This is a genomic window from Nostoc sp. UCD121 (assembly GCF_014222285.1).
Classification (GTDB): Bacteria; Cyanobacteriota; Cyanobacteriia; order Cyanobacteriales; family Nostocaceae; genus Nostoc.
Map to the genome: position 1 here is coordinate 12643 of NZ_JACKZS010000058.1, position 25671 is coordinate 38313.

Sequence of the window (25671 nt, forward strand, 5' to 3'; positions counted from 1 at the left end):
ATTCAAATATAAAGCTAAGGAAGGTCAAAACTATGACTGGTACATGCGGACTCACGCTAGGCAAATACGCACCTCTCCACAAAGGACATCAATTGGTGATTGAAACTGCTTTAGCAGAGATGGATGAAGTGCTTGTGATGATTTATGAGTGTCCAGAGGTGACTGCGATTCCTTTAACCGTTCGAGCTAACTGGCTGCGGAAAATTTATCCCCGAATCCAGGTGATTGAAGCTTGGGATGGCCCAACTGAGGTTGGGGACACTTCTGAGATTAAGAAAATGCACGAAGATTATATCCTGAAACAACTGGAATCAAAAAAAATTACCCACTTTTACTGTAGTGAATTTTACGGTGAACACGTAAGCCAGGCACTAGGAGCAGTTAATCGACTTGTGGATTGCGATCGCAAAACTTTTCCAATTTCAGGAACGCAAGTCAGAACAGACGCTTACGCATTCCGGGAGTATTTACATCCTGATGTATACCGCGATCTGATCGCTAACATTGTTTTTCTGGGCGCTCCTTCAACTGGTAAAACTACCATTGCATCACAATTAGCTAAAGAGTACAACACTGTATGGATGCCGGAGTACGGGCGCGAGTATTGGGAAAAAAATCAAATCAACAGACGACTTTCGCTCTTGCAACTTGTGGAAATTGCCAAAGGGCATTTAGAACGTGAAGAAGCCTTATTATTGCAAGCAAACCAGTACTTATTTACAGATACTAATGCCTTGACAACCTATCAATTCTCGTTGTATTACCACAAAACTGTTGCCCTAGAGTTAGCAGAACTTGCCCATCAAGCCATATCGCGCTATGATTTAGTGTTTTTTTGCGATCTAGATATACCTTACGATGATACCTGGGATCGCTCTGGAGAAACAAACCGTAGCATATTTCAAAAACAAATTGAGAGCGATTTAATTGTAAGAAAAATTCCATTTTTTCGCTTGTCTGGCGACCTCATAACACGTATTAGTATTGTTAAAAAAGTATTGTCTTGTTACCAGAAGTATGCCAACTTAGGAGAGCTATTTTTCAATAAAATTATTTTATAAAGTGCATCAATATGCTGGAATTTTGGAGTGTAAATACTATAGCTTTCAATCTGATAGGATATCCCCTGAGCTACATAGAACTCTTGGGAACAGTCTTTTATCTATGGTCAACTTGGCTAATTTCTCAAAGGAAAATTCTGACTTGGCCTGTTGGGATAGTTAGTGTATTGCTATATATGGCGCTTTTCTATCAAATCCGTTTGTATTCGGATTTTTTAGAACAAATCTACTATTTAGTTGTTAGTGTATATGGCTGGTGGCGATGGAGTACACCTGATTCTAGTAAAGTTTTGCAGATTCGATATAGTCCACCGCGTAAAATTGTTTTGATTGCGGCAATCACAGTAGCAATTTCGTTTGCAACGGGAGGTTTAATGAGTCAAATTCACCTGTTAATCCCTGCAATCTTTCCAGAAAAAGCTTCTTTTCCTTACTTAGATGCACTCACAACAATCATGAGCTTTACTGCTATGTGGCTCATGGCGCAAAAAAGGATTGAAAGCTGGTATTACTGGATCATCGTTGATGTTATTGGTATTTGGTTGTACTACGTTAAAGAAGTTAAATTTATTGCTTTTTTGTATGTGATTTTGCTAATCATAGCAATTAACGGTTCAATATCTTGGCTAAAGACAGCTAAAATAGTGCATTAGACGTAGGTTGGGTGAAGCGGAGCGCAACCCAACCCAACATATATCAGAATGTTGGGTTACGCAAAGCCTCCAACGCCAGAAACCCGCGCAAGGCAGTGGCTCCCCAATCTACAAATTTTTTTGCACCAATTTAGCCTCGCTACGCCACGACAAAAGTGTTCTTAAACAGCGTTAATTCTTTGCAAACCAGTGTAAATATTAAATCGTTCTCCGCGCAGAAATCCAATTAAGGTGATCCCGAATTCCTTGGCTACAGATACTGCCAAACTACTGGGAGCAGAAACAGAACAAACAATCGGAACTCCAGCAGTTGTAGACTTTTGCAAAATCTCAAAACTAGAGCGTCCACTGACCAGCACAATACAATTATTTAAAGGCAATTCGTCACTGAGAAAAGCTGTACCAATCAATTTATCCAAAGCATTGTGTCGTCCAACATCCTCCCACAGGTTTAACAAATTACCTTGAGTATCGAAGATAGCCGCAGCGTGCAAACCTCCTGTAGCTGTGAAGATACCTTGAGCAGCCCGGAGCTTATCAGGTAGGCTGTATACGATCTCAGGTGTTACTGTCGGGCCAGAAGGAATCACTGGACATCCCCGCAGACGCAAAGCCTCCAGGCTAGCTTTACCACACACTCCACAGGCGCTACTAGTATAGAAATGACGCTCCAAAGGCTGTAAGTCTGGAATCAACCCATCCCGCAATTCTACATTTACAATATTATGGCGTTGCTCACCATCTACTAATTCATCAACACAGTAGCTGATACGTCGGATATCTTCTCTGCGGCTAACAACTCCTTCACTGTAGAGGAAACCAGCTGCTAGTTCAAAATCTGCCCCTGGTGTCCGCATTGTTACAGCTACCGTCTTCTGGAAAGGAACAAGACGAATTTCTAAAGGTTCCTCAGTAGTGAGATGATCTAAACGAGGTCGTACTTGACCTTTTTCCGCTACCCAAACAGTGGCTTTGGTTTTGCTTTTAGTTGGCATAGTCATATTTTCCAAAATTATTTGTCTATTTGTAGGGGCGCAATGCCTTGCACCCCTACCCAAACGCAGGGATGGGATGTTTTTTTACTGGAAGTCCCTTACCAATAGCATTAGGATTCATAATTATTGGCAAGCAAATATGGTAATTCAATAATGACTTCCGTTTTTCTATTTAATTGCGAAATAACTTGAATACTTCCTTGGTGATTTTGGATAATCTGATAGCAAACAGTTAAACCTAAACCTATACCTTTACCAACAGATTTAGTAGTGAAAAAGGGATCAAATACTTGGGAAACGTTTTTGTCATCTATACCTATGCCATTGTCAATAATTTTAATTATCACAGAATTTTTAGTATCTTTAGTTTGAATTATAATTTTTTTATCCAACTGTTCTGGATGTAATTCTAAAGCATCTATCGCATTTAATAAAACCTGCATAAATACTTGATTTAGTTGTCGAGGATAACACTCAATTAAAGGTAAATTGTCATATTCTTTAATTACCTGGATAACTGGACAATCATGATGAGGATTCAGACGGTACTGTAGCAGCAACAAAGTACTATCTATTCCTTCATGAATGTTAACTTTTTTTATCTCGGCCTCATCATGCCGAGAAAAATTTCTCAAAGAGAAAATAATCTCTTGAATCCGGTTAGCACCTGTGTCCATAGAAGCTATAATTTCAGGTAAATCTTTTATTAAATAATCAAGTTCAATTTTTTCTGTATAAGTTTGAATCTCTGGATCTGAATAGCATTGCTGATACCTAAAGATGAGATTGAATAAATCTTGAGTATAGGTGCTAATGTGGGTAATATTAGCGTAGATAAAATTAATTGGATTATTAATTTCGTGGGCGATACCAGCAACCAGATTACCTAGCGAAGACATTTTTTCTGTTTGAATTAAGTGCGATTCCGCCATTTTTAAATTATCTAAAGCTGTATGCAATTGTTCAGTTTTTATCTCTAGTTCCTGATTTTTTTGTAAAATCTGTACTGTCCGTTCTTGTACTCGCTCTTCCAATGTTTGACGAGCTAGTTCTAATTCTTGAGTGCGTTGCGCTACCCTTTGCTCTAAATTGTTGATTAGAGTTGTGAGAGAATTAGCCATTTCCTGGTAAGCATTAGCCAACTGCCCAATTTCACCACCATTTTTAACATTAGGAATAGGGCTACTCAAATCACCTGCTGCTAAAGTTTTACTACGCTTTGCAAGTTGAATAATTGGGTTACTAATTTGTTGAGCTAGTAAATTAGCAATTAATACTGACAGTAGTACTGCTAAACTTAACCCCAGCCAAAATAAGCGGGTAAGAGTTAGCTTCGCCTCCTGAAAATATTTTGCTACAATTTGGATCTTGACAATAGCAATAGGTTTATTATCAGAATATATGGGAGCATAAATTGTATTTAATCCTAAATCTGGCTGAATCCGATAGACCGAGTGTTTTTGGGAAATATTTGGTAAAATTTGAGAATCAAAATAAGTTTTTTCCCAAATATCTGGTTTCAAATCATAACTACTAGAGACGAAAAACTTTCCATCTAAAGAAATTATTTCCAGCCTAGTGGTCGGCTGTGAATAATTTAAAAATTGTCGGAGCCATGCCTTATCCATTAATTGTCCTGCAATTAGAGTTCCCAATGGCTTTCCAGTTCCATCACTGCGGGAAATCGGTGAGCCTCCCAATAATACTAATCCTTTTGTCCCTGTATCAATTAACTCCTGAGATAATTTCTTCTGGTTATTTAAATTTTTGATTTTTGCTTGTAGTATTGGGAGATTAAATAACTGACTTCCAGCAGAACCAATAACCTCTTCATTTTGGGATCGAATCACCTTCACTAGATCAAGATCAGTAGTGAATAATAGTTGAGTAGAAACTTCTTTTTTTATCCACTCGCGATCTGAATTTTGAACTGCATTATACAAATCAGTCCAATTAGCATAACTAGAAATTAAATTTGCTAATCCTTTTTCTGTAGCAGCTGTGTATCCACGAAAAGCTAAAACTTGATCATCAAGTCTAGTTTTTTCTAGTTCAATAAGTGGTTGTTCTACTAATTGCCAAACTGCACTGCTCAAAACAAAAACTGGTAATAAAGATGCTCCAAATGTAAAAACTAGAATTTTGGGTTGAAGCTTTTGCAAAAATTTTAGTCTTTTAAGGTTTATCATCTGCAACTACCTTTGATGAATTATCTGGGATTTTTAACACGCTTGATTTAAGCAACGCAGATGTCATCCTAACTTACCAGAAAGAGGGAAAGGGGGAAGGGGCAAAGGAAACCCCATATTTAAAAACAGGAGTTTCACAAGACATTGACCCTGCTAAGTTATCGCACTATGTGTCTCAAAAATCTTCTTTTTTGTTGTTTCAAGAAACTCGGTACACTTTTTTGAATAAAGCCTGATTAGTTTACCGACTTTTTTTCAAGACAGATATGGGCTATTGGAGTCATGAGTTGGTGCAAATCTGGCGTGAATATTCGGTCTATCAGTTCCTTTTGTTAGAAAAGTTACTGCTGAGGGAAAACTTAAAACAATATTATAATTTCTCGAGTTTTTTTGTCAGTTACTAACCTCAATCAACATGAAAGTATTACCTCACGATAGCTTTACGATTTCGACACCTGATGCACTGCCTGTAGTTATGCAACGGCTGAATGCAAAAATTGAACCTCAGAAAGCATTTAGATTCTCTAAGAAACACGCTCCTTATCAAGGAACAATTTCTGAAGAAGGCTTTCAAATCAGCCGGATAATTCACTACCGTAACTCATTTTTGCCAGTGGTTCAAGGGCATTTTGAAGTAGAGGCACACCAAACAATTATTCATGTACAAATGGGCATACATTCTTTTGTTATGGCATTTTTAGGATTCTGGTTTTTATTCTGGTATAGCGCAGTTGTCCCTATAACATTGACAGGTGCGATGCCTAATTATATGGCTGCCCTCTTTGTAGGAATGCCTATGTTGATGCTATTTATATTTTGGATAGCTTTTTGGTCAGAAGCAAATCGCAGCCGCAGGGAATTGACTCAAATTATTCAGGGACAAGTATAGTTAAGCTATTTTTAAATTTTAGAAGCAAGTATATGCTCACATTTACTTGATTTGAATAACTATCTTGTGTAGGAAGGCAATAGGCAATAGGCAAGATAATTTCAGAAGATTAAGGTGTACCGAATTTTTTTCAAAAATAAAATATGAGTCCTATATCACTATATTTATTTATCCTTCAATACGGTTCAGTTAGCCATAAAAACTTTAATCTATGATTATCCTTAATCAAGGCGTATTTATTTATCATTGCAATAATTAATGTCCTAAAGCCTCGGCTTTCGTCCAGCCGTATATATACTCCGCTCTCTCTTTGTGCCCTTATGCTCTCTCTATAGGTATTTTTGTTTTAAGGCAACACGCGGTAAATTTACATTTAGTAGTCCACTAGACTAACTTTGATAGATGAATAACTTCCCAGTCAGGACTTTAGTGATTTATCTTAACGCTAAAGTGCTTACTATGATCCTAGTAAACTAGGCTTGATAGACTCTATTTATGTTGTGCGATCGCGTTAGCTTGAGTACATAAGTTAAATTAATAAAAAAGCTTGTATTGATGAATCAAAGCGTAAGTGTTGCTCCCAGCCTAGAAGAACACACTCATGAAAATCCTGTTGTTACCAAACAACAGCTATTTACGAAGCAATTAATTGTCCTTGTGTTGGAAATGCTTCTGGCATTACCTCTGGGTTTACTCCTCGCCAAGTTCCAAATTGGCCGGATTGCCTGGATATTTGGCGGGATTGCTGCTGGTACAGTAGTTCTTCAAGGGTGTAGAATTTTTTATCAATATTATCCTCAACCTAACCGCACTGCTAGAAAAGTGGGAATGGCACTTGTAGGCTTAACTGTCGGCGCTTCCAATACCCACGGTAATCTAGCTAGTGTTGCTTCTGGTATTCCCATATTTATTTTTCTGACTTTGTTTCTGCTGCTGAGTGGAAGTTGTATTGGTTATATCTATGCCCGCCTCAGCAAAACCAACCTATTAACAGCAATGCTGGCTACTGTTCCTGGTGGTGTCGGAATTATGGCTGCGATCGCAGCCGATTACAATAAAAATGTCAGCTTAGTTGCCCTAGTTCAGGCGATTCGCGTCACTTCAGTAGTTGTTTTGATCCCCTTCATCGCTAAAACATCAGCTGGTAATTACTATCCACAAACGCTCCCAATCAACCCTGATTGGCTCAATCTCGATCCATCTCAACTAGAATTACTCTTGTTAATACTCCTAATCACTGCATTAGTAGTTTATCCAGCTATATTATTTAAAATTCCCGCCGGCGATTTCTTTGGTGCATTGTTGATTGGCATCGGGTTTAATCCTTTGCTACATTGGCTACCCTTTGTGGGTGATATTAGTTTTAGTCCACCGCCTTTAATTAACTTATTGGGTCAAATGCTCCTGGGAATTACCATTGGTGAGTATTGGGGAGACAAACCCAACTTTCAGAAGCGGACTGTCGGCTATGCCTTGATGTCTGTAGGGATGACTCTCATTGCCGGAGCGATCGCTGCTATACTTGCCATGCAATTCACCTCTTGGGACTGGTTAACCTGTTTGTTAGTCACAGCACCAGGAGGATCGGCAGAAATGATCTTGGTTTCTCTGGCATTGAATCATAATGTTGAAATTGTCACAACTGGTCATTTAGTGCGACTAATTGCGATTAACAGTTCCCTACCTCTTTGGGTGTTTTTGTTTAGCCGTTTAGATGAGCAACTTTCTGAATCAGTTTAATTGATGAAGGTATTAAGAATTGGAAATTGGGAATTGGGCACTGGTACTGAGTGCAGTCGTACTCCTTTGGAGAAGCATAGCCTCTCGTAGAGAAGTATGGGGCATTAGTTTTTGACAAATGACTAATGACTAATGACAAATGACTAATGACAAAATTAGCTTATCCTTTTGTTATCCAAACACTAAGGATGCTTTAGATGGTTGCCCAAATCCAAGAACTTGAAGCGCAGCACTGGGTTAAAACTCGTTCTTCCCTCGACCCTAGCGAATCCACTTTCCTGATTTGGAAAGGTAAGATTTATGCCTTTATCCCCGGCGAGAAAAGACAACTCCTGTTTAAGATGCTGGGATTGAGTGTTAGCCGATGTATTCCCACAGCAGAGGGTAGCTGGGATTTTACTTCTAGAGAACTAACTTACTACCTCAACCCAAAAACAGATGAAGTCTTACGCAAATGGGAGAATCCTTGGACAAACGAGACAGTTCCGGTGATTCATGTTGCCAATAATCCAGTCCAGGGTAAGTTTGAGGGAAATTTCCCTGCACAAGTAGATGGTGACAGCACAACCTTCGTTTTTGACATATTTCCCTATTACCCCAATCCCCTAGCAGACGATCCCAAATTTGCCGAATACAGCCCAAATCCAATTTATCAGGCAGCAGAATTGTTTAAATTAACTGTGCCAACCGCAGATTTATTTAACTCAGCGCTTCCCTCAGTTTCTGAACTCAAACTAAGTTGGGATAGAATTGGTCAATGGCTTCCCTGGATGAAAATGGGCGATCGCCCCGGTCAACTGATCTACAGTGCTGTTGGCAGCAAAGTCAAGGGTTTAACGGAATTACCCCCACTGCTACAAGACGAAATTAATAACCGTATTCCTCTATATAAACAAGCCCCAAAAGCATTGATAGATGGGGAAGATATGACTTCCTGGTTGTACTTCCAAAAGCACTTTCAGTCTTATTTAGCTGGTGAAATCTTCCCGCTTCCCCAAGCAGAAGAATTGTAAATTACAGCAGTTTTCATGTATTTGAAGCACATCTGTCGTAGGGGTAATTCATGAATTGCCCCTACAGCGTGGTCTATTTACCTGAAAATAGCTGTAACTGGAGGACACGCGAAGAGAGATAATTTAGAGTTTGGTGACTATATCTATATATAGAATATAGATAAACGAGAGTTAGATAAACCGTTCCTGCTTTAACCTTGTGTTCCAATTTGTCACTCTCCGAGGCGGAGAGGGACAGGTTTTGCCTAGGGATTTCCAAGAAATAAACGAACCACAGAGACGCAGAGAACACAGAGAGAGGAGAAATAGAGAGGGTTTTTTGTCCGTTTTGGGATATTTTTTTTATTTGGAAGTCCCCTAGTAAAAACAGGGAGAGGTCTTTTTATTAGTCTGATTAGACAGCAACTATATGACCCGTCGAACTGTCCTTCAATCAAATTTCGCCTCTTGTCCTGAACAATCAAATAGATGTAAACCTAACCGTTGGGAAAGTTCTTCACACACCTTCACCCCTCGCACACTATTACCACGCACATCTAGCAGGGGCGAAAAAACCCCAATACCCATCTTATTGGGTACAACCGCGATAATCCCACCACAAACTCCGCTTTTTGCCGGAATCCCAATTTTGTAAGCCCACTCACCTGCAAAGTTGTACATTCCGCAGGTGTACATCACACTCAGAATATCTTTGATGTAACGCTTATCTACCGCCTGTTGTTTGGTGATGGGGTTCATACCTTTGTTAGCCAGAGTAGCCGCCATCACTGCTAAGTCTTCGCAATTCACTATCACAGCACACTGCTGGAAATAAAGATCCAGCGACTCTTCAATATTCCGGTCAATCATGCCAAAGTTGAGCATCAGATGCGCCATTGCGCGGTTGCGATGTCCGGTACTGCGTTCTGAGGTAAAAACTGAAATGTCAACGAATACGTCCCGGCCGATATATCGCTTGTACATATCCAGCATTCGGTTAAGACGTTCTGTTGGGCCGGAACCTTTGATTAAGCTAGTGGTTGCGATCGCACCAGCGTTTACCATTGGGTTATAAGGTCGCTTCGATTGCTCATCTAAAACGATCGCGTTGAATGCATCGCCTGTCGGTTCTACGCCAACTCTAGTTAAAACGTAATCCAGTCCATGATCTTCTAAGGCAAGTCCATAAGCAAACACTTTAGAAATCGACTGAATGGTAAAAAGTTGGTCGTAATTGCCAACTTTGTAAATCTGACCATCTACTGTGACAATGCAAATGCTGAACAAATCCGGGTTTACCTTTGCCAATTCTGGAATATATTTCGCTACTGCACCCTCTTGCAGTAACTTGTACTGAGAATGCAATTCCTGAAGAACAGCTAATAATGGCGATGAATCTATTTCTAAATCTCTCTGATTTACTTGGCTTGTCATCACGGTGATAGCACTCCCCAAAATACTCACTATATATAGTAGGGGTGCAGCCGTACATACCTACAAGCGCAAAGATTTTGAAAAAGCTAGCTTGCTCTAAAAAATCATCTTTGAGCGATTACTTAGTACCAAAAATGGCTATTGTTGTTTTTGATACCACCAAAAATTCATCTACAAGCGATCGCGAAGATTTCCTAATTTTTTCATCATTAATCACAAAAAATATTAAGTTGAGTATACTTCTTTATTTTATACTCAGTGATACGGTAATTACAAGTTATATTTATTACTCTTCTACGTTGAGTCATGGGGAATAAAAGTCATGATTAATCTAAGTAGAAAAAACATCTTAAACTCAAACTAATTTGCATAATTATTGTAGATGTAACTCATATCACGACTTATTCATAGGGAAATCTAAATATTTCATTAAATAAACGATTTTAAGTATTTATGCCGATGCCATTTAATTAAAGTTATATTACATTCTTATAGGAAATAGTGAAAATACATGTTATTTAGAATACACGAGTAGTAGTGAGCCTTTAGAACAGAAGTCAATAGGGTGTCGTCACTTTGGGGTGCAACAAGCGTAAAGTTTTTTGAAGAAATTTTTGAGTTGCAGAAAAAAGCGTTACATAGCCAAAGTCCGCCTTTGAGAAAGGTTTCAACCTTAAATTTGGAACTTTAATTTGATTAGGCAGTCGATATTTACGCTAAAACCCTGATCCCCAAGCCAAAAGGTTCGTGTTAGTCTGTTGCGAGTTATAAATAACAAAGTGAAAACGGAACGAGTTCGAGTTTTTCAGAAGGGAAATCACTTTTACGAGTGAAAAATCCCGCAATTTATAAAACTTAAAGTTCTACAGTCGCTTTCAAAAACGGACGCATGAATCAAAGACATTTGTGGATTATTGTTGCCCTGTCTATGGCTGTTTTGGGCATACCTTCAGTCGGTTGTACTCAAACCACCAAGGGAAATGCTCTAGCATCCCAAAAATCACCTGCCCCTGATGTGGTTAAGGTGGGAGAGTACCAATCCAGAGCAGGGAGACAAACCTTGGATGCTGTGATTACAGAAATTCATCCTCACAACATTAGAGGACGTAAGGCGGCAACCCTTTTTATCCGAAATATACCTGTTCTCACCTTTTTGAGTTCTGTATCAAATACGAATTTTGAATCTAAAAAAGTTGGTGCAATTGGAAATACTGGGGGCGTACAAGAGTACGCCCTTATTGCTAGCAATTCACCAAAGGCACTGAATGCTGACCACGTAACAGATGTGAGTAACCAGATTAGCTCCTCTGACAATGACCCGGTTCAGATAGCTGGTGTAGTAGCAGCTAAGATCAACCAGTTGAATCGGGAAAGTGTAGACGGCAGTAAAATTACCGTCAGTTGGAAAGCAGGGGAAAAATCTAATGCCAATCAAGCACAAAACAAAAGCGCTCCCTCCCAGCAAGATGGCGATCGCTATGTAATCAAAATTAATGGCGAAGAATTGGTCGAAATCAACGAAGGTACGCGACTAGCTGATAGCACCAACAACCTGGCGCAAGATGCGTTGCAAGCAACCAATCGTCTGCGGAGGCTACTAGGTAATGCGTCTCCCTTAAAAGAGATTGCGAATTTACCAGTGCGTTCGCAAATAGCAATGCCTAAGCTGCCTCAACAGGTTGCCGTTGGAGTAGTGCGATCCACCTTGAGAGGTATAGCTTCTTTTTATGGCTATGACTTTGCTGGTAATCGCACGGCTAGCGGTCAGAGATTTAATCCAGAAGCAATGACTGCCGCTCATCGCAGCTTACCCTTTGGAACAAAAGTCCGTGTAACCAACACCCGCAACGGTCGCTCCGTAGTACTGCGAATTAATGACCGAGGCCCATTCATTCGGGGTCGAGTCATTGACGTATCTACTGGCGCGGCTCGAATTTTGGGAATGATGGGTAGTGGTGTTGCACCAGTACATATTGAAGTTTTGGGAAAATAATCAAGTAGGTTACAGGGAACAGGGGACAGGGGACAGATTATTCCCTATCACCTGTCACCTGTCACCTATAACCTTTCCCCTAAACCCAATTCAAGTTCCGTATCACTTAATTCCCCTAGTTCAATCAACTCTTCCCTCTGTTTCAGATATAAACTAACGGGGGAGGGATCGATAAGAACTAGGGGTATTTTTTGTGCGCCTGCTGACAACAGTCGCAGCTTTACGCTGCTATTTAACTAAACGCTGCTCAGAAAACAAGCTGATTGCGGTTACTGAGGATCTAAGACTAGATGAGATAACTGGCTGGTATCAGACGGCAGTCGGTCTAGTGCCAACGATGGGGAATTTGCATCAAGGTCATTTAAGCTTGATCCAACGGGCGCGGCAAGAAAATTCTACGGTGATTGTGAGTATTTTCGTCAATCCCCTGCAATTTGCTCCCAACGAGGATTACCAACGCTACCCCCGGACTTTAGAGCAAGACCAAAAACTTTGCGAACAAGCTGGGGTAGATGCGATTTTTGCACCGACTCCTGAAGAGATGGCAGTTCCCCAGAAGAGTATACAAGAATCAAAGGTTACACAAGTTATACCCCCATCTGCTATGATGACAGGCTTGTGTGGTCGTTCTCGCCTGGATCACTTTCAAGGTGTCGCTACGATTGTTACCAAGCTTTTCAACTTGGTACAGCCTGACCGTGCCTACTTTGGTCAAAAGGATGGTCAGCAACTGGCAATTATTAAACGCTTAGTAGCTGACTTAAATTTGCCAGTAGAAATTGTTGCTTGTCCAACAGTGCGGGAAGCGTCGGGTCTTGCCTTCAGTTCTCGTAATCAATATTTGACTGCAACGGCAAAAGAACAAGCGGCAGCATTATATCGCGGCTTGCAACGGGCTGAAGCTGCATTCATTGCAGGCGATCGCAATAGCAACAAGTTGATAGCAGTGGTACAGCAAGAAGTGGCAATGGTCAGCACAATTTTAGTGGAATATATTGAATTAGTTGAACCGACTACGTTGATGTCTTTAGAAAAAGTTGAGGAGGAAGGAATGTTGGCGATCGCAGCTCGTCTTGGTTCTACACGTTTGATTGACAATATTATCTTGCGCGATCGTCAACCCATCATCGCCATTGATGGCCCAGCCGGGGCTGGAAAATCTACAGTGGCGCGGCAAGTGGCAGCAAACTTAGGTTTAGTCTATTTAGATACAGGAGCAATGTACCGTGCTGTCACTTGGCTTGTACTAGAAAAGGGGATTGCTATTGATGATGAGTGTGCGATCGCTGAATTAACTAACCTGTGTAAAATTGAACTTACTCCTACCCAGGATTTACAATCGTCCGTGCGGGTTTGGATTAACGGTACTGATGTTACCCAGGTAATTCGCACCATTGAGGTAACATCTCTTGTATCTGCGATCGCAGCCCAAAGCGCTGTCCGTCAAGCACTGGTTAAACAACAGCAAAGCTGGGGTAAAAAAGGTGGTTTAGTAGCTGAAGGGCGAGACATCGGTACTCACGTCTTCCCCGATGCCGAAGTGAAAATCTTCTTAACCGCTTCTGTGAGTGAACGCGCCCGTCGCCGCCAGGAAGACTTTCACAAACAAGGTCAATCCGAAATCAATTTAGAGCAGCTAGAACGGGATATTGCCGAACGTGACTGGAAAGATAGTACCCGCAAAGTTTCACCTTTGCAAAAAGCAGCAGATGCGATCGAAGTTAAAACCGATGGTTTGGATGTGTCTGAAGTCACAGCACAAATTGTTAACTATTACCAGCAGCGTTTATCTTAGTGGTAATTATCGCTATTCACTGTTAGCTTTTTAGTTTCAAAGGGTGGTGGGTGAGCGATTATTCACTTACCATCCTTTCAAATGAAATAGATAATTTAACTATTGACTCAAAATCAAGCTTTATTCAAGAACCACTACAATATTATTTTTGAAATATTAAATTATCTCGCTTCCGACTTATTTTTGGTATTGCAATTAATCCTACTAAAGATAGAAGCATAAAGGCTTTAATTCCTAAATGCTAATTATTATATTGGCCTTTCGCTACGAGATATTAGCCATTTTTATTTATAATCGTGGATTTCTAGCGATTTGACTTATCACCCAAGTACTTTGTTTTCGTCTTCACTTTGGTAGTAGAATGACGATGTTAAGTTTTATGTTTCATCATTAAAGACATAAAACCTCAAAAATAAAAGCTGTTAATTTCCCAAGCTTCTGCAATAGCTTAAAACTGGAAACCGGTAAAGAGAGGATTTGACACAATGGCATTTGTACAGGCTCCGCTACCCTTCGACATTAATGCTTTAGAGCCAAATGGCATGAAAGCTGAAACTTTCGAGTATCACTATGGTAAGCATCACAAAGCTTATGTAGACAACCTCAACAAGCTCACTGAAGGTACAGAACTTGCTGATAAGTCTCTAGAAGAGGTGATCAAAACTTCCTTCCAAGACTCCTCTAAGGCGGGAATCTTCAACAACGCTGCTCAAGTTTGGAACCACACCTTCTTCTGGAATTCCTTGAAACCGAATGGTGGCGGCGCACCCACCGGCGATCTCGCAGCCAAGATTGATAAAGATTTTGGCAGCTTCGACAAATTCAAAGAAGAGTTTTCTAACGCCGCTGCAACTCAATTTGGCAGTGGGTGGTCTTGGCTGATTGATGATGGTGGTACGCTGAAGGTGATCAAAACACCAAATGCAGAAAACCCTCTAGCTCATGGTAAGAAAGCACTCCTAACCTTGGATGTTTGGGAACACGCTTACTACATTGACTACAGAAACGCTCGTCCAGCGTTCATCAAGAATTTCCTAGATAACTTGGTTAACTGGGACTTTGCTGCTGAAAACTTGGCTAAAGCTTAATTAATTGCTGGTTCAAACTGAGTGCGATGCTTCTTAGTAAGCTGCTCCATAACTTAATTTCCAAAAGTTGAAGCAGAAAGCCCACCAGAAAAGGGAGAAATTCTTTTTAGTTTCTCCCTTTTCTGCTTTTCAGTAGTGGGACGGGCATCGTCTGAATAAAAGTACTGGCATGAAAATCAAAATTAGGGCTTGTGCATTGACAAATAAGATCAAATATAAAAACCTGAAACCAAGTATTGACTTTATGCACAAAATGATTTTTTTGTACAGTGTGTAATTCCTAAAAATATAAAACATTATGGATAGCAAAGAACTAGCGCAATACATCGAAGCAACAAATAGCATCACTAAACCTTGGGTATTGGTACAACTGCGCCTCAAGAAATTGCAAGAGCGTCGAGCCACCCTTACAAACGATGTCTACACCAAAGAATTAGAAGATATTTACCAAGACCTGATGAATTTAGGTGAATGGTGGCGCGGTATTGAAGATGAGGTATTTTAAAGTGAGGAGTTATAAGACGCGATTAATTGCGTCTGTACAAGAGTCATGACCCTAACCCCTAACCCCTAACTCCTAACTCCTAACTCCTAACTTAAAAGACAACCTGATGCCTCAAGCTCTCGATCAAGTCGATTATGATACTCTCGATGCCGCTAAAAGACGCTTCATCGAAGCTGCAAAACGCACACTTACCTTTGCAAGTGCCTATGGTACCGTCCCCGCGTCGGGTCTTGGAGCAAGTGCTAACGCTTTCAGCTTCAACCTCGCTCCATTTATTCAAGCGGGCGCTCCAGAACTTTCTCTAACACTCGTCCCTGAAGGACTAGGAACGGCAGACGATACCCGCCCTGATGACCTTTCAGAAGAAGAACTTCGGCGATTTTGGTGGAATATCGGTATCAAGATGATCTCGTGTTTGACAAACGACGCGGCAACATCAGGGATGCAGACTCTACTTCTTGGTCTTTATCTGCCATCAAGTACTCCTGAAACGATCTTTACCCCCGCTTTCCTTGATGGGTTTCTGGATGGAGTCGTTGAGGGCTGCAAACGAGTAGGGTGTGTCTATCTCTCAGGGGAAACTCCTCAACTGAAAACTAAGATGATTCCAGGCCGGCTCGACATTGCGGGTTCGGTTTTTGGTGTGATGCCGCCTGGTGTCGCTCCTATTGATAGCTCGCGTCTGGATGCCGGAAATACTATTGTTCTTGTTGAGAGTTCTGGCCCCCATGAGAACGGGTTTACCCCATTGCGAAAGCTTACTGAGTCTCTTCCTGATGGCTATAGAACAAAACTTCCGAGTGGGCAAGAGTTTTGGGAAGCGATGAATGCTGCGTCGTATCTCTACACGCCACTTGTACAGGCGGTGCTTGGCGAAGGAATTCGCCCCACTGCGATGGAAAATATCACTGGTCATGGTTGGCAGAAACTGATGCGGTCGGTGAAGCCACTTCGGTACGTCATCGAAACAATGCTCCCAGTGCCGGAGATATTTACTTTTGTCGAGGGTCATCTTGAGGGCGGGGCAGAGACGATGCTTTCCGTGTTCAATTACGGAGCCGGATTTGCATTCTATACGGAATCTGAGCAGGATGCAGAAAGGATTGTTATCCTCGCAAGAGAACATCAGCTAACTGCTGTGATTGCCGGCAAGGTTGAAGCGTCCCTTAGCCGCGAGGTGGTAATAGAACCGCTTGGGGTGACGTTGAAGGGAGATTCTTTTGGAATTGCGCGGGGAGTATAATCAGCCGCAAGCGTAGGCATAGCCCGTCGTAGACATCGCTAGTTTGTGGAGAGCTATTATAAACTCACTTATGCGGTGCCTGCGGCGGGCTCCGCCTAAACTGAAGTCATTACTAGATGAAATAAAGCTTAGTATAATTACTGCTATTTCTGTTTTTTTAACACGTGATATATATTTAAATCTCAGACTGATTCGAGAAAATTATTCTCCTAAGCCTTTAAAAGCAAGCTATTTAGCATAAATAGTATAGGCGTATTTATAAAATTTTATATGCAATATTTTTTACTACTTACATTTAAAGTAGTTCAAACTACCCATGACTACTGAGGTTAAGATTTGCTAACGTAGTCTTAACATATTGAAAAATTTGCTGAAAAAGCTGAGAAAGTAGCCACCAATACACTAATTTACAGTGTTGGAAATTTCTCATCTGTAAATAGGGCGTTTTAGTGTGTTAAGGATATATATTTTTATTCGAGGGGGTTATGGCTGTAAATTTGGCCCGGACTACTGCTTCGGCAGAACTTTTGAAGCAAGTATTCCAGAACATTGATGCATACAGTTGTCCAAGGATATTTAACTTTCACATGCACACTGTCCACTCAGATGGCAGGTTGCAGCCGAGTGGATTGATGGAGCAGGCGATCGCTATTGGACTAAAAGGATTGGCGATCACTGACCATCATGGCATTCTCGGCTATCAAGCGGCCCTTGCTTGGTTAGAAGATTGGAAGTGGAGTAATCCTGGTGCAACAACTCCTTACCTGTGGAGTGGCGTAGAAATCAATGCTAACCTTCTGGATATAGAAGTTCACATTTTGGCTTACGCTTTTGCTCCAGAACACCCAAGCATGAAACCCTATCTGCAAAGAAGGCCGACTACAGGCCAAGAATATCAGGCAAGTAACGTGATTGCCGCTATTCATCAAGCTGGGGGATTGGCAGTTCTGGCTCATCCAGCCCGTTATAAGCGATCGCATTTTGACTTAATTCCAGCTGCATCCCAAAAGGGTATCGATGGTGTGGAAACTTTCTACGCCTACAATAACCCTAACCCTTGGAAACCCAGCGTATTGGAATCAGAACAAGTGCAAAAGTTGGCTGATGAATACTTTCTTCTCAATACCTGTGGTACTGACACCCACGGTTTGAGCCTGCTACAACGCTTGTAAAGATGAATCAATTTTTTTAAATCTCCTGGTTCAATCTGCCAGGAGGTTATCTTTTTTTGGATGTCCAATAGTTAATTGCTTTTAGAGTTAATTTCAAGAGATTGAGAAGCGATCTTGATTGTCTCTTTAGCAGCTTTTTCTTTACGTTCACTATAGCGGTCTGTGAGATAATCAACTTTGTCACGCAATAGCAAGGAAAACTTGTAAAGTTCTTCCATCACATCTATAACGCGATCGCGATAGGGTGAATCTTTCATTGTGCCGTCTTCATTAAACTCTTGATATGCTTTAGCCACCGAAGATTGATTGGGGATAGTGAACATTCGCATCCAGCGCCCAAGAATTCTTAATGTGTTGACAGCATTGAAAGACTGCGATCCACCGCTTACTTGCATGACAGCCAAAGTTCTGCCTTGAGTCGGGCGAACGGCCCCAATACTAAGCGGAATCCAGTCGATTTGGTTTTTCATTATGCCAGAAATCTGACCGTGCAGTTCTGGGCTAGACCATACCTGTCCTTCCGACCACAGGCTTAATTCTCGCAACTCCTGCACTTTTGGGTGGGTGTCAGGTACGCTACCGTAGATTGGCAGTTCGCGTGGATCGAAAAACTTCACTTCTGCCCCAAATTCTTCAATGATGCGTGCTGCTTCTTCCGCTAAGAGACGGCTATAGGAACGCTCACGCAGGGAGCCATACAAAAACAAAATTCTGGGCGGATGGTCGAATGTCGTCATGGTAATTGCTTATTCACAGATTCAATTAGTTGAGTCACCCGTTCTTTGATCTCATCGCGGACTCTAGGAAAAATTTCCGGTTGTTCTGCTGGATCGTCTAACTGCCAATCTTCAAATACTTCCCGTGTAACCCACTCTGGCGGTAAATTCACGCCACAGCCACACAAAGAAATCACTACATCAAAGTCTTGTGCTTGGAAATCACTCAGGGGTTTGGAGTGTTGATCGGTAATGTCGATACCAATTTCTTTCATAGTGGCGATCGCTTCTGGTCTGACCTGACTTGCTTCTAATCCAGAGCTAATCACTTCAATTTTTCCCTTACCAAGGGTTTTAGCAAAGCCTTCCGCCATTTGAGAACGGGCAGAATTCTTTTTACAAACAAACATCACTCGTTTCATAATTCGATTCCCCCAATAATGTCGTTAAATTTATAAGCTGCGAGATTCAGTTGTTACGAAATATTCGTAATTCGTAATTACATTTATGCCGTGCTGTGCTACTTATTAGAGGCAGTTCTATCAATTAAGATCAGCTACTACTTTGATTACACAATCTTTAGTTTCAAAGATTATGATCATTTTAAGACACCAAAACAACGCGGATCTTGCAATGTCGCTTTTTCCGGTTCCCGTGGAAACCAAGCTGCTGTGAGTTTACAAACCTCAACCAGCATCAACATTACTGGCACTTCAATTAAAACCCCTACCACTGTAGCCAGTGCTGCACCTGAATTTAAACCAAATAGCATCACAGCAGTGGCAATAGCAACTTCAAAATGATTACTTGCTCCAATTAATGCTGCGGGTGCGGCATCTTCGTAGGATAAATTCATCTTCAATGCTGCTACATAACTAATCAAGAAAATGAAATTAGTTTGGATAAATAGTGGTACGGCAATTAACAAGATATGCAAGGGATTTTTAACAATTAGTTCGCCCTTGAATGCAAATAGCAGTACCAATGTTAGCAATAGAGCAGTAATTGAAACTGGAGCCAGATACTTTAAGAATCGTCTTTCAAACCACTCTGTACCTTTGTATTTAAAAATCCAGTAACGGCTGTACATTCCCGCCACTAGGGGAAACCCAACATAAATCACTACTGACAAAACAATAGTTTGCCAAGGTACGGTTAAATCATTCGCCGCTAATAACCATCTACCCAATGGTGCGTATAAGAATAGCATCGCCAGAGAATTTACTGCCACCATTATTAAGGTGTGTCCCTGGTTGCCGTAGGAAAGATATCCCCACAACAGTACCATTGCTGTACAAGGAGCAATTCCTAGTAAGATGGTACCAGCAATATAAGAATTCGCCAGCGCTACTTCGCTACCGCCAATGATCTCAGTTCCGGTAATCAAAGGACGAAATAACCATCCTAAGAAAAATTGAGCAAATATTACCATCGTGAATGGTTTAATTAACCAGTTCACTATCAAGGTGAGAATAACAGGTTTTGGGGCGCGGATAGCATTTGCTGCTTGTGTGAAGTCAATCTTCACCATGATGGGATACATCATGAAAAACAAACATACTGCGATGGGAATAGACACTTGATACACACTCATTGCATCAAGAGCTACCGCTATTCCTGGGAACAATCTACCTAATGCAATTCCGACAAAGATACACAAAAATACCCAAACGGTGAGATATTTTTCAAAAAAACTTAGATTGCTTCCTGCTTGTATCCGGGCTGTACTGGCTTGTGAATTCTGACTCATTGGAATAAACCTAAAAACAAAAGAAATCGTTAAAACTTGCCTTCTTTCCGTAACAACTCCCCAATTGTTAGGTTCATCTCTGCTTTTCCTTCAAATACTGTTCCCACTTTGCCTTGATACAAATGGACGTAATTGAGATGTTTGCTGTCATCTGGTAAAGGGATATAGCCCACAGCAGTAGCTATTGTTAGTGCTTTATCAATGTAAAATTCGACAAATTTGTTTACTAATCCTTTGTTTTGGTTATCCCGAAAATTAACGTAGATAAACAAAGGTCGAGCAAGGGACTGATACTGAACTTTCTCTACAGTTTGGCGTGATGGCAGTACTGCACCTTTGCCGCTATCAATTGCCAGCGCTTTTAATTTATTTTGGGATTTTTCGTAATAGGCATAGCCAAAGTAGCCTAAAGCATTTGGATCTTTGCTAATGCCATCCACCAAAACTTCATCATCTTCACTCGCTATGTAGTCATTACGGCTGGCTCTAGCTTTACCTACAGCCGCTTCTGTAAAGTAGTCAAAAGTACCAGATTTTTTCCCAGCACCATATAAATTAAGTGGGCGATCTGGCCAAGATGCACGTACTTGGTTCCAGCGAGTGATTTTCCCTTGGGACTCCGGTTCCCAAATCTTTTTCAATTCTGCTACTGTGATGTCTTTTGCCCAATTGTTTTGCGGATTGACGGCGACGGTAAGCGCATCAAAAGCAATGGGAAATTCCATATATGCCACACCATTTTTTTTGCAAGCTTCCATCTCTGCCGTCAAAATCGGTCGAGAAGCGTTGCTAATATCTGTTTCTCCAGCACAGAATTTTTCAAATCCGCCAGTAGTACCAGAAATGTTAACTGCAACCTGTACCCGATTTTTTGGATCGGCTTGATACTGTTTGAGGATCGCTTGTGTAATGGGATAGACCGTGCTGGAACCATCAATTTTAATTGTTGCTATTGCATTACCAGAATCTCTTACCTCAGTTACAGCAGGTGACTGCTGAGTTTGAGTAGATGTGTTGGATGCTGCTGTGCAACTGGTCGTCAAAGCCAACATTCCGAGTGCGAGAGCCAATTCCTTTGCTGCTGTGTTCATTGACCCCAGCCCTGTGAGTTATATCAAGAGTATATCTCTATCATTTCAAAAAAAATTGATTTGTCAATCCGTAGATAAATATAAGGAAACAAAACATTACAAAAAAAATTGATGGATTTTTAAGTTTCGCAGGGAGGACGAATAGGCAATATTGGGCTAAAGCGGCGGAATTCTGCTAGATACTGCTCTAGAGCAACAAATTGGGGCAGATTGAGGCTGTAGTAAATCCAGCGCCCTTCTTGACGAGCGCGAACTAAACCAGCTTCTTTCAAGGTTTTGAGGTGAAAAGATAGTTTAGACTGAGTGGTTCCCAGGTGGTCGCATAGGTCGCACACGCATAGTTCTTGAGAGCGTAAGAGTTCTAAGACCTGAATTCGTAAGGGATCGGATAGGGCATGAAAGCCAGCAGCGATCGCATCAGGAGTGAAAGTGCTATTAGAAGCCATCAATTTTTTTTGAAGTATTTATTTATGGTAAAGTCTAAATCATCGCAAAGCAATCGGCATCATTGCATTGTGAATGATGCTCGGCATTTACGCCAATGAATATAGTTTGCAGAATGGGAATGCATAGGCGTAGCCCGCCGCAGGCATCGTTTTTTTGATCTCCCCTTGTAGAGACGCGATTCATCGCGTCTTGTATTTATCAGTTTTGTACGTATTATAAATTTATCCAAATCCAGCAAATCCGATCGCTAAAATAAAAAAGTAAGATAACGAAGAAATGCTTAACTCAACTATATTGATTTTTGGTTTATAGTCGATTCTTAGTTGGGATCACAATCATTGAGAAATAGGGTACTTTATCTGGATCAACTTCATCCAAGGGTATGATGCGTTGCTGTGATGTTGATGCTCGCTCAATATATCTTGCCCGTGATGCTAGCCCTAATTTATGCAGAACATCTCGTACTTTGGTAAAGTGACGACCTAGCTTCATAATTGCTGCGGCATCAGTCATCAACAAATGTGTAGTCAGTTCTTCTGCTGGTAATGGGGCGGGTAAGACTGTGAGAATATCGGTGTAGTAAGTGAAAGGTACACCCAAAGCTACCGGACAAGCCATCAGCGAGGAAACTCCGGGGATAACTTCTGTTGGGTACTCTTCAGATAACCGCGTGAAAACGTACATGAAGGAACCATAGAAAAATGGATCGCCCTCGCATAACACTACCACATCTCGACCGGCTGCTAAATGATCAGCGATTGGTTGAATTTCTTTATCATAAATAGACTTGGCCTTTTCTGGTTCTAAAGCGCGGGGGAGATGAAACAACACCTCGATTTGATTGCCAGGAAGATATTGCGCCACGATCGCTCTAGCGACACTTTCTTTATCTGTGGCTGATTGATAAGCTACCACAGGAGCCGCACGTAATAACCGCAATGCTTTCAGAGTCAATAATTCGGGATCGCCGGGGCCTACACCAATTCCATACAGACGACCTTTGATTTTGCTCATTATTCTTCCTCCGTTGCCAGGGCGTTAACTGCGGCGGCTGCGATCGCACTTCCACCGCGCCGACCGTGTAATGTTAAAAATGGTACATTTCTGCTATCTGCTGCCAATGCTGCTTTCGATTCGGCTGCACCGACAAATCCCACTGGAAAGCCTAAGATAATCGCAGGTTTTTTAGCTCCCTCGTCGAGCATTTCTAAGAGCCTAAATAGTGCTGTGGGTGCATTACCAATTGCAATTACCGATCCTTCCAGGTGCGATCGCCATAATTCCAAAGCTGCTGCCGATCTTGTTGTACCCAGACGCTGGGCCATTTCTGGGACTTCCGGCTCGTTGAGGGTACAGATAACTTGATTGTTTGCAGATAACCGTCGCCTGGTAACGCCATCGGCAACCATTCGGCAATCACATAAAATTGGCGCTCCTGCTGCTAGCGCTGCCCTTGCGGATTGCACTGCTGTTGGTGAATATCCCAAGTCAGTAACAATATCCGTCATCCCACAGGCATGAATAAGACGCACAGCAACTTTTGCTACATCTGGTGGCAGCATATCTAGGTTTGCTTCTGACCGGATGATTGCAAAAGAATTACGGTAAATTTCGTTGGCATCTCGGATATAGTCATTTGTCATTGGTCATTTGTCATTTGTAAGGGCTTTAAGTCTATTTACGTTGCGTAACATACTTGGTTTTTTTCGCGCCAACTTACCTAAGTGTTTATTGAATCACAGTTGTAATTGAGCGATCGCACATCGATTGCTAAATTCCCTGAAGGATTCATCGAGATGCAAGCGTTGAATTTGATATACATCTAGCATCCGCTTTATTAATGCAGGTAGTTCCGCAAAAGTCACATATTGATATATTTCCCGTCCAAACTTATGCTCGCTGTCACCAACATAAACGTGATAGCCTTCTACAGTTCCATTGCCATCCTCAATGCTGACACCGAGCAAAGTAATATCACTCTTGCTATGCTGGGCGCAGGATTTTTCGCAGCCAGTAAAGTGGATATTAACTGGGCAATCCAGAGTAACGTGAGTTTCCAGATACTCTGCTAATGCCAACGCATGACTTTTAGTGTCCGTGGCAGAAGAGGCACAACCTTTGTTTCCAGAACAGGCAATTAACGCACTCTTGATGTTAGTTGCTGAGGTATCTAATCCTAAAAAAGCAATTTCACTTTGAACATCACCAACCCATTGCTGAGAAATGTCTGTTAGCAGCAAATTTTGCCAGGGGGTTAATCGAAGAGTGCCACTACCATATTTTGCTGCTAAATCTGCCAAACCCCTCATCTGCTTACTCTCCAACCGTCCAAGAGGTAACACCGCACCAATGTAAAATAAGCCTTGCTGACGTTGGGGATGGATGCCAATATGCTGATATTTCCCCTCTCCTTGCAAAAGATTAGAGAATTCCTCCCCCTTCTCTACCAGGGAAGGGGGTTGGGGGGTTAGGTTACTGCACAAAAGAGAAAAAGGTAAGCGCTGTTGAACTTCTTGAAGATAATTCTCACAACCCAAAGTATTCAATAACTCTAAGAGACGTAGCCGATGATTATTTGTAGTATTACTATGAGCTAGATAGACCTCTGTTAAAGCTGCTAAGACGGGCAAACATTTCTCTGGTGTTAACAAAATCCCCGTATCGCTAGGCGGTTGACCCTTTGCGCCGACACTGAGATAGAGGCGGAAGTAAACATTACCGTCAACTAAGACAGCAGCAAATAGGATATCATTTAGGCGATCGCACACCCGAATAATTCCACCACCATCAAAGCAAACGCTAAATTTTGCCGACAGTCCCGAAAGCGCTGGATGTGCAGCAATATAATTATCCCAATCTTGGACAAAAGGGCGAGTATCGATCAATTCTTGCGGGTCAATACCAGCAGTTGGGCTGGTCATAATATTACGGATATGGTCTACAACAGAATTGCGAGAACCCAATCCTATATCCTGTAAATGCTGCAAAACCTCACTATTTATCCCCGTGCGAATTTCGCGGACTTGTAGGTTAGCTCGATTAGTGACATCAACATAGCCACCACCATGCTGGTCTGCTATATCTGCGATCGCACGGCACTGCTGACTACTAATAATTCCACCTGGTATTCTAATGCGAGATAATATACCATCGGCGGCGGGTGTAGCATAAAACAAGCCAGGACAAGTGGCAAATCCAGAAAGCAAACTTGGAACTCCTTCCCCGTGCGACGCAGGGAGTAGATGGTGAGTGTGACATCTTGAGAGTTGGCATTCTGACTTGGGTGATCCCATCACAGCTGCGGCACAGTCCCGGAATTTCACCGGAGTTTCCCAACACCAAGCTTTAATAATTTAGCACGATAAGGTAGTCAGAAAATTTTATAGTTGAAGTTGCGATCGCAAAATCTTACGTCTGTTGCTAGAATAAGCGATCGCTAATTTGGCTATTCAAAAACATAATTTTGAGCCACTTTCCAATAGCGCGAGAACCGCTTTAGGTCAATATATCCATCATAGTCAAATAATGGTTCTACCTCTAACGTTTCCACTGCTATAGAACCCTCTATTTGATTGCAGATATCATCAAACCGGGGACTGGGACTGTTGGCTGTGACGACTAAATTCGCATCATGTTCTTTCGCAAAAGCTAAAATTTCTTGTCCCACATCGCCACGACGAATAACAACGGGTAACTCTAGCAAGCATTCGTAAATAAACGTGAGGCGTTTAAGACTCAGTTGCCATTCATCTATCAAAGCCTCGTCCCAAACCCAGATAGCTGGGGCATCGGGGTATTTTTGTAGTCCGGGGTTGTATGGACTGAGGCAGTCTCCATGCACCCAAACAATTGGTTTAGTCATTTGTCATTTGTCATTTGTTATTTGTCAAGAGTTATTATTTTCTTCCTTGTCCCCCT

The 25671-nt window shown here is 41.6% G+C and carries 24 protein-coding genes and 1 riboswitch; of the genes, 11 read left to right on the top strand and 13 right to left on the bottom strand.

The window, feature by feature from the left end:
- The first annotated feature begins 32 nt into the window (after positions 1 to 32).
- On the top strand, positions 33 to 1061 hold the full coding sequence (locus GNF10_RS14710) for an AAA family ATPase (RefSeq protein WP_185586685.1): 1029 nt from the start codon (positions 33 to 35) through the stop codon (positions 1059 to 1061).
- An 11-nt stretch (positions 1062 to 1072) separates the two neighbouring features.
- Positions 1073 to 1714: a nicotinamide riboside transporter PnuC gene (pnuC, locus tag GNF10_RS14715; protein ID WP_260445873.1), complete on the top strand. Its 642-nt coding sequence runs from the start codon at positions 1073 to 1075 to the stop codon at positions 1712 to 1714.
- 161 nt (positions 1715 to 1875) lie between these two features.
- Here the strand turns inward: pnuC and fdhD are convergent, their stop codons facing one another.
- Both fdhD and GNF10_RS14725 read right to left on the bottom strand, forming a co-directional pair.
- Positions 1876 to 2715 carry a formate dehydrogenase accessory sulfurtransferase FdhD gene (gene fdhD / locus GNF10_RS14720; RefSeq protein ID WP_185586684.1) on the bottom strand — a complete coding sequence of 280 codons (840 nt, stop codon included), beginning with the start codon at positions 2713 to 2715 and terminating at the stop codon, positions 1876 to 1878.
- Positions 2716 to 2819: 104 nt separating this feature from the next.
- Positions 2820 to 4898, bottom strand: a complete 2079-nt coding sequence (locus tag GNF10_RS14725) for an ATP-binding protein (RefSeq protein WP_185592711.1) — start codon at positions 4896 to 4898, stop codon at positions 2820 to 2822.
- A gap of 415 nt (positions 4899 to 5313) precedes the next feature.
- Between GNF10_RS14725 and GNF10_RS14730 the strand changes: the two genes are divergently transcribed.
- From GNF10_RS14730 to GNF10_RS14740, 3 genes are all read left to right on the top strand, one after another.
- The gene (locus GNF10_RS14730; RefSeq protein ID WP_185583833.1) at positions 5314 to 5787 is read left to right on the top strand and encodes a hypothetical protein; all 474 of its coding nucleotides are present in this window, start codon (positions 5314 to 5316) and stop codon (positions 5785 to 5787) included.
- Positions 5788 to 6342: 555 nt separating this feature from the next.
- Positions 6343 to 7527, top strand: coding sequence for an AbrB family transcriptional regulator (locus GNF10_RS14735; protein ID WP_185583831.1), 1185 nt, complete (start codon positions 6343 to 6345; stop codon positions 7525 to 7527).
- Positions 7528 to 7724: 197 nt separating this feature from the next.
- A complete protein-coding gene (locus GNF10_RS14740) occupies positions 7725 to 8540 on the top strand; it encodes a DUF1838 domain-containing protein (RefSeq protein ID WP_185583830.1) in 816 nt (271 codons plus the stop codon).
- A 429-nt stretch (positions 8541 to 8969) separates the two neighbouring features.
- Here GNF10_RS14740 and glsA read toward each other — a convergent pair whose 3' ends face one another.
- On the bottom strand, positions 8970 to 9953 hold the full coding sequence (gene glsA, locus GNF10_RS14745) for a glutaminase A (protein ID WP_185583828.1): 984 nt from the start codon (positions 9951 to 9953) through the stop codon (positions 8970 to 8972).
- Positions 9954 to 10842: 889 nt separating this feature from the next.
- Between glsA and GNF10_RS14750 the strand changes: the two genes are divergently transcribed.
- The 6 genes from GNF10_RS14750 to GNF10_RS14775 all read left to right on the top strand — a co-directional run bounded on the left by GNF10_RS14750 (position 10843) and on the right by GNF10_RS14775 (position 17749).
- Positions 10843 to 11946: a septal ring lytic transglycosylase RlpA family protein gene (locus GNF10_RS14750; RefSeq protein WP_185581746.1), complete on the top strand. Its 1104-nt coding sequence runs from the start codon at positions 10843 to 10845 to the stop codon at positions 11944 to 11946.
- Between the two features lie 193 nt (positions 11947 to 12139).
- Positions 12140 to 13741: a bifunctional pantoate--beta-alanine ligase/(d)CMP kinase gene (locus GNF10_RS14755; RefSeq protein WP_185581747.1), complete on the top strand. Its 1602-nt coding sequence runs from the start codon at positions 12140 to 12142 to the stop codon at positions 13739 to 13741.
- Positions 13742 to 14226: 485 nt separating this feature from the next.
- Positions 14227 to 14829, top strand: a complete 603-nt coding sequence (locus GNF10_RS14760; RefSeq protein WP_185585571.1) for a superoxide dismutase — start codon at positions 14227 to 14229, stop codon at positions 14827 to 14829.
- A gap of 298 nt (positions 14830 to 15127) precedes the next feature.
- Positions 15128 to 15334 carry a hypothetical protein gene (locus GNF10_RS14765; protein WP_012412689.1) on the top strand — a complete coding sequence of 69 codons (207 nt, stop codon included), beginning with the start codon at positions 15128 to 15130 and terminating at the stop codon, positions 15332 to 15334.
- A gap of 106 nt (positions 15335 to 15440) precedes the next feature.
- Entirely contained in the window at positions 15441 to 16577 is a 1137-nt protein-coding gene (locus tag GNF10_RS14770) for an AIR synthase related protein (RefSeq protein ID WP_185585572.1), read from the top strand.
- A 485-nt stretch (positions 16578 to 17062) separates the two neighbouring features.
- A complete protein-coding gene (locus tag GNF10_RS14775; RefSeq protein WP_185585573.1) occupies positions 17063 to 17749 on the top strand; it encodes a PHP domain-containing protein in 687 nt (228 codons plus the stop codon).
- Positions 17750 to 17820: 71 nt separating this feature from the next.
- Here GNF10_RS14775 and arsH read toward each other — a convergent pair whose 3' ends face one another.
- The 10 genes from arsH to GNF10_RS14820 form a co-directional block, all read right to left on the bottom strand.
- A complete protein-coding gene (arsH, locus tag GNF10_RS14780; RefSeq protein ID WP_185585574.1) occupies positions 17821 to 18486 on the bottom strand; it encodes an arsenical resistance protein ArsH in 666 nt (221 codons plus the stop codon).
- Positions 18483 to 18887, bottom strand: a complete 405-nt coding sequence (gene arsC, locus GNF10_RS14785) for an arsenate reductase, glutathione/glutaredoxin type (RefSeq protein ID WP_185585575.1) — start codon at positions 18885 to 18887, stop codon at positions 18483 to 18485. The genes arsH and arsC overlap by 4 nt, the downstream gene beginning before the upstream one ends.
- A gap of 176 nt (positions 18888 to 19063) precedes the next feature.
- Positions 19064 to 20215, bottom strand: a complete 1152-nt coding sequence (arsB, locus tag GNF10_RS14790) for an ACR3 family arsenite efflux transporter (RefSeq protein ID WP_185585576.1) — start codon at positions 20213 to 20215, stop codon at positions 19064 to 19066.
- Positions 20216 to 20244: 29 nt separating this feature from the next.
- Positions 20245 to 21306, bottom strand: coding sequence for a PstS family phosphate ABC transporter substrate-binding protein (locus tag GNF10_RS14795; RefSeq protein ID WP_185585577.1), 1062 nt, complete (start codon positions 21304 to 21306; stop codon positions 20245 to 20247).
- A 119-nt stretch (positions 21307 to 21425) separates the two neighbouring features.
- A complete protein-coding gene (locus GNF10_RS14800) occupies positions 21426 to 21752 on the bottom strand; it encodes a helix-turn-helix transcriptional regulator (protein ID WP_163930680.1) in 327 nt (108 codons plus the stop codon).
- Between the two features lie 34 nt (positions 21753 to 21786).
- On the bottom strand, positions 21787 to 21936 hold the full coding sequence (locus tag GNF10_RS14805; RefSeq protein ID WP_185592616.1) for a hypothetical protein: 150 nt from the start codon (positions 21934 to 21936) through the stop codon (positions 21787 to 21789).
- A 123-nt stretch (positions 21937 to 22059) separates the two neighbouring features.
- On the bottom strand, positions 22060 to 22767 hold the full coding sequence (locus tag GNF10_RS14810; RefSeq protein ID WP_185585578.1) for a precorrin-2 C(20)-methyltransferase: 708 nt from the start codon (positions 22765 to 22767) through the stop codon (positions 22060 to 22062).
- Entirely contained in the window at positions 22767 to 23396 is a 630-nt protein-coding gene (locus GNF10_RS38560; RefSeq protein ID WP_260446095.1) for a precorrin-8X methylmutase, read from the bottom strand. The genes GNF10_RS14810 and GNF10_RS38560 overlap by 1 nt, the downstream gene beginning before the upstream one ends.
- Before the next feature lie 93 nt (positions 23397 to 23489).
- Positions 23490 to 24959 (bottom strand): precorrin-3B synthase, encoded by a 1470-nt coding sequence (gene cobG, locus GNF10_RS38565; protein WP_260446096.1) that lies wholly within the window; start codon positions 24957 to 24959, stop codon positions 23490 to 23492.
- Between the two features lie 44 nt (positions 24960 to 25003).
- Positions 25004 to 25111, bottom strand: a riboswitch (cobalamin riboswitch).
- Positions 25112 to 25198: 87 nt separating this feature from the next.
- Positions 25199 to 25615, bottom strand: a complete 417-nt coding sequence (locus GNF10_RS14820) for a hypothetical protein (protein WP_185585579.1) — start codon at positions 25613 to 25615, stop codon at positions 25199 to 25201.
- Positions 25616 to 25671 lie beyond the last annotated feature (56 nt).

Excerpts from the sequence above, each read along its gene's own strand:
- GNF10_RS14710 (WP_185586685.1), top strand. The coding sequence starts at position 33 with ATGACTGGTACATGCGGACTCACGCTAGGCAAATACGCACCTCTCCAC.
- pnuC (WP_260445873.1), top strand. The coding sequence starts at position 1,073 with ATGCTGGAATTTTGGAGTGTAAATACTATAGCTTTCAATCTGATAGGA.
- fdhD (WP_185586684.1), bottom strand. The coding sequence starts at position 2,715 with ATGACTATGCCAACTAAAAGCAAAACCAAAGCCACTGTTTGGGTAGCG.
- GNF10_RS14725 (WP_185592711.1), bottom strand. The coding sequence starts at position 4,898 with ATGATAAACCTTAAAAGACTAAAATTTTTGCAAAAGCTTCAACCCAAA.
- GNF10_RS14730 (WP_185583833.1), top strand. The coding sequence starts at position 5,314 with ATGAAAGTATTACCTCACGATAGCTTTACGATTTCGACACCTGATGCA.
- GNF10_RS14735 (WP_185583831.1), top strand. The coding sequence starts at position 6,343 with ATGAATCAAAGCGTAAGTGTTGCTCCCAGCCTAGAAGAACACACTCAT.
- GNF10_RS14740 (WP_185583830.1), top strand. The coding sequence starts at position 7,725 with ATGGTTGCCCAAATCCAAGAACTTGAAGCGCAGCACTGGGTTAAAACT.
- glsA (WP_185583828.1), bottom strand. The coding sequence starts at position 9,953 with ATGACAAGCCAAGTAAATCAGAGAGATTTAGAAATAGATTCATCGCCA.
- GNF10_RS14750 (WP_185581746.1), top strand. The coding sequence starts at position 10,843 with ATGAATCAAAGACATTTGTGGATTATTGTTGCCCTGTCTATGGCTGTT.
- GNF10_RS14760 (WP_185585571.1), top strand. The coding sequence starts at position 14,227 with ATGGCATTTGTACAGGCTCCGCTACCCTTCGACATTAATGCTTTAGAG.
- GNF10_RS14765 (WP_012412689.1), top strand. The coding sequence starts at position 15,128 with ATGGATAGCAAAGAACTAGCGCAATACATCGAAGCAACAAATAGCATC.
- GNF10_RS14770 (WP_185585572.1), top strand. The coding sequence starts at position 15,441 with ATGCCTCAAGCTCTCGATCAAGTCGATTATGATACTCTCGATGCCGCT.
- GNF10_RS14775 (WP_185585573.1), top strand. The coding sequence starts at position 17,063 with ATGGCTGTAAATTTGGCCCGGACTACTGCTTCGGCAGAACTTTTGAAG.
- arsH (WP_185585574.1), bottom strand. The coding sequence starts at position 18,486 with ATGACGACATTCGACCATCCGCCCAGAATTTTGTTTTTGTATGGCTCC.
- arsC (WP_185585575.1), bottom strand. The coding sequence starts at position 18,887 with ATGAAACGAGTGATGTTTGTTTGTAAAAAGAATTCTGCCCGTTCTCAA.
- arsB (WP_185585576.1), bottom strand. The coding sequence starts at position 20,215 with ATGAGTCAGAATTCACAAGCCAGTACAGCCCGGATACAAGCAGGAAGC.
- GNF10_RS14795 (WP_185585577.1), bottom strand. The coding sequence starts at position 21,306 with ATGAACACAGCAGCAAAGGAATTGGCTCTCGCACTCGGAATGTTGGCT.
- GNF10_RS14800 (WP_163930680.1), bottom strand. The coding sequence starts at position 21,752 with ATGGCTTCTAATAGCACTTTCACTCCTGATGCGATCGCTGCTGGCTTT.
- GNF10_RS14805 (WP_185592616.1), bottom strand. The coding sequence starts at position 21,936 with ATGAATCGCGTCTCTACAAGGGGAGATCAAAAAAACGATGCCTGCGGC.
- GNF10_RS14810 (WP_185585578.1), bottom strand. The coding sequence starts at position 22,767 with ATGAGCAAAATCAAAGGTCGTCTGTATGGAATTGGTGTAGGCCCCGGC.
- GNF10_RS38560 (WP_260446095.1), bottom strand. The coding sequence starts at position 23,396 with ATGACAAATGACTATATCCGAGATGCCAACGAAATTTACCGTAATTCT.
- GNF10_RS14820 (WP_185585579.1), bottom strand. The coding sequence starts at position 25,615 with ATGACTAAACCAATTGTTTGGGTGCATGGAGACTGCCTCAGTCCATAC.